Annotated in this window: 5 protein-coding genes; all 5 read right to left on the minus strand. The window is 33.0% G+C overall.

Going from position 1 to position 3,442, the window contains the following annotated elements; all coding sequences use genetic code 11:
* Positions 1-220, minus strand: a 220-nt coding sequence (locus JGH11_RS19350) for an SDR family NAD(P)-dependent oxidoreductase (protein ID WP_201114534.1), incomplete at its 3' end; no start/stop codon positions are given.
* Positions 221-267: 47 nt separating this feature from the next.
* On the minus strand, positions 268-885 hold the full coding sequence (locus JGH11_RS19355) for a bifunctional 2-polyprenyl-6-hydroxyphenol methylase/3-demethylubiquinol 3-O-methyltransferase UbiG (RefSeq protein ID WP_201114535.1): 618 nt from the start codon (positions 883-885) through the stop codon (positions 268-270).
* Positions 886-959: 74 nt separating this feature from the next.
* The gene (locus JGH11_RS19360; RefSeq protein WP_201114536.1) at positions 960-1,457 is read right to left on the minus strand and encodes a GNAT family N-acetyltransferase; all 498 of its coding nucleotides are present in this window, start codon (positions 1,455-1,457) and stop codon (positions 960-962) included.
* A gap of 10 nt (positions 1,458-1,467) precedes the next feature.
* Positions 1,468-2,028: a class I SAM-dependent methyltransferase gene (locus tag JGH11_RS19365; RefSeq protein WP_201114537.1), complete on the minus strand. Its 561-nt coding sequence runs from the start codon at positions 2,026-2,028 to the stop codon at positions 1,468-1,470.
* 285 nt (positions 2,029-2,313) lie between these two features.
* Entirely contained in the window at positions 2,314-3,369 is a 1,056-nt protein-coding gene (gene rsgA / locus JGH11_RS19370) for a ribosome small subunit-dependent GTPase A (RefSeq protein ID WP_201114538.1), read from the minus strand.
* Positions 3,370-3,442 lie beyond the last annotated feature (73 nt).

The following is a 3,442-nucleotide window of genomic DNA, read 5'->3' on the forward strand; positions in this document are numbered from 1 at the left end:
CATTATTAACTAATATATCAATGTCACCTATTTTAGAGATTAATTCAGGTATTTCACTTATATTCTCCAAATTAAACTCAATACCAAAGCTGTTTTTTAAATTTTTAATTGATGATATATCTCTGGCTATTACTGTAACTTTATAGCCATTCTTTAAAAAAAGTTTAGTCGTTTCTAATCCAATTCCTTTATTACCTCCAGTAATCAATACATGTTCCATAGCTCCATAATTAATTTGTTTAGTCCTGATTTAGTTTGTTTACTCTGTCATTTCTTCTTTGCAACGAAAAAATAGTTTTGAGAGATATTTTCCTGTGCTATGATTTGAAAATCGTTATTCAAAATATTTTGAAATTCGGATATTGAAAAGTATTTCATATATGGAATTACACCTGACCACATTAACGGCGTAAGGAACAGCCTATTTAGAATATTTCTCAATGACCTTTGTTTCAAACATGCTGTTACTATAATAATAGTTCCGTTTGGTTTCAGTAATCCGCTTATATGGTGTAATACTTGTTCAGTATCGGTGAAAAAATGAAGGATATTGTAAGCCAAAACAGCATTAAACGATTCAGTTTCGAGTGTTTTATCAAATATCGTGGCTTGCTTATAGTAAACATTGGTAATATTCAATTCATTGGCTCTATCCTTTGCCATTTCAATCATCTTGGAAGAAATATCTATACCGACAACCTTCGTTACATGCTTTGCTATTTCATTGGTTACTGTTCCTGTGGCACACCCGAAGTCTAAAACCGTGTCGCTATCTTTCAGATATTTCTTTGCATTTTCGACAGGTGCAGGATAAAATAACTTTCCCTGTTTATCAAATTGTTTTGATAGCCGATCCCAAAACTTTGCGGCTCTTTCTTCATTCATAATGTATTAAGTTGAATATTTGTATCTCCTTTTTATAAGGTCTTAGTTATTTTTTGCCATTTCCGTTATCTGTCCTATTTGTATATTGAAAAATATATTTCATCTATAAATACACCATTCTTGTACAAAGCTTTTTTAAAAGTAGCCTCATACTTGAATCCTGCTTTAGTTAATACCGCTTGTGATTGTTGATTTGTACTAAAAGGACGTGCAAATATTCTATAAATATCAAAAGTTTTAAATCCATACTCAACTATTTGTTTGATTACTTCTACCATTATTCCTTGCCCCCAGTATTTTTCAGAAAGCCAATAGCCGATTTCTGCATTTTTTTTATGTATATCTGATTGAGGAAATATACCGATAGAGCCAACAGCTTTTCCTTCAATCTCAATAGCAAAGACCTTTAGAGGTTCTTCTTCCGAGACGTGTTGTATGAATTTTATTCCATCTTCGGGTGTGTAAGGATAAGGAAACCCATCAGTAAGAAATTTTGCTATATTGTAGTTATTAGCATGTTCTACCAAATTATTAATATATGAAAGCTCCCATTTTCTTAATTTAAAATTCATAATCAGTAGCTTATTTTAGTGAAAACAACAGAGACATACTAAACAATATGTCTGGTTTTCCGAGAATTTTAAAGCCATTATTCGAAATAAATTTTTCCAATCCCCTAAAATCATTTTTAGAAACATGTATTTTTGGTTCGATGATTAGTATTTTTCCGTTAGGATTGAGTAAAGTCTTAAGTTCCTTTATTGTTACTTCCTGATTCGGTACTTCATGGAACATATAAAAGGCGAGAATAAAATCAAATTTTTCATTCAGACCAATACTATTTTCTTCACATTTGTGAAGGTAAATATCATATTTTAAACTATTTTGCTTTATCTTGGTTTTCAGTATATCCAACATACCTTGCTGTAAATCCGCAGTAACAACCTTCCCTGTACCATTTAACAATCGGGCTATCTCAATCGTAAAATATCCAGTTCCACAACCAAAATCCAGAACAGACATATTATTTTTGATATAGGGTTGAAGAATTTTTCGTGGATTTTGCAACCATTTTCTAATTGGCATATCCAGCCCTCCAGCACTTTCTACTGGACATACAGATTTTGATTGTACTGTTTTCATATAGCGCCCAAAAGTTAAAATATTCCAGGTACAATTATACTTTAATTTTTCGGATATGATTATAGGTAATCGGATATTTTTAATGTCTAAAATCGGAATGTCTTAAAACAACTATGATTGACTATATATTAATTATATATGCAATTAGGATGTGATTGATTCTAATTATTTTTTAAAATAATAAATATCATATCTAGAAATTCTTAAATATTGAGTTTAAATATATTTTTTCAAAAAACAGTGTAGATATTTCTGTTCAAGCTACCTACACTGTCTAAATAGAAATTAGAAACTTGCTTTACGTTTCTTTACTTCGTCTACTAACTTTGAAAAGAACTTATCCCTTTTACGTTTTTCATATTCCGAAGTAGAGAAATGCCACATTTCCCTACGAAGCTTCAAGTAACTTTCGTAAACTTTACTGTCTAATGTTCCATCTTGTACTGCTTCTATAACTGCACAATCAGGTTCATTCGTATGTGTACAATCCGCAAACCGACATGATCCTGTATAATCCGAGAGTTCCAGCATATCGGTAAGTGAATCAGGGCTGTCAATAGCCAATCCAAATTCCCGAACTCCCGGAGTGTCTATCAAAATACCTGAACCGTTCATCAATACCATTTCCCTACGAGTCGAAGTATGTCGTCCTTTTCCTGTCGATTGACTTATATCAGACGTGAGCAATATCGATTGTTCGCAAAGCGCATTTACCAAAGAACTTTTCCCGACACCCGAAGACCCGACAAATACAACCGTTTCTCCTTCCGATATGGATTCCCGTAATTGGTTTATCGTCTGAGGTTGATGGATACTTGTGAAAAATACGGGGATATGATGAGTAATGTGTTTAATAGCTTCATCTATTCTTTGCCTGTCAAAACCTAAATCGGTTTTATTGAGTACCAATACAGGTTTAATGTCTTCTTCCAATATCTGAACCATGAAACGCTCAGCCCGACGCGCATTGAAGTTATCATCGAGACTTTGTACGATAAATGCTTTATCGACATACGAAGCAATCGCTTGTTTATCGGCAACTGTTCCGCTTTTCTTACGATAGAGTATCCGTTCACGGGGGAGCATATCAACTATAACCCCCTTGTTTTCATCGAATGATTGAAAAATAATCCAATCGCCGACACATGGTAACTCAAAATCCAATTTGCCGAATATCATATTTCCCGTCAGTTCGCATTGAAACATACCATTTTCGGAAATAACTTCATTGCAAGTACGGTTTACAACGACTACCCGTCCATAAGACAAAGCTTTATAATTTGATAGTTGTTTCAGATGGTTTAACTTATCATTCCAACCATACAGGTTTAAATTAATCATAGCTCTATCTTTTTAGCGATGAAAAATGTATAGCCATAGTATTCTTTATACTTGTAGTATAATTCTGCTTCAT

Origin of the sequence: Dysgonomonas sp. Marseille-P4677, assembly GCF_016652235.1 — a bacterium.
Classification (GTDB): Bacteria; Bacteroidota; Bacteroidia; order Bacteroidales; family Dysgonomonadaceae; genus Dysgonomonas.

What these genes read in the sequence shown, in the direction of transcription:
- JGH11_RS19355 (WP_201114535.1), bottom strand. Translation starts at nt 885, where the DNA reads ATGAATGAAGAAAGAGCCGCAAAGTTTTGGGATCGGCTATCAAAACAA.
- JGH11_RS19360 (WP_201114536.1), bottom strand. Translation starts at nt 1,457, where the DNA reads ATGAATTTTAAATTAAGAAAATGGGAGCTTTCATATATTAATAATTTG.
- JGH11_RS19365 (WP_201114537.1), bottom strand. Translation starts at nt 2,028, where the DNA reads ATGAAAACAGTACAATCAAAATCTGTATGTCCAGTAGAAAGTGCTGGA.
- rsgA (WP_201114538.1), bottom strand. Translation starts at nt 3,369, where the DNA reads ATGATTAATTTAAACCTGTATGGTTGGAATGATAAGTTAAACCATCTG.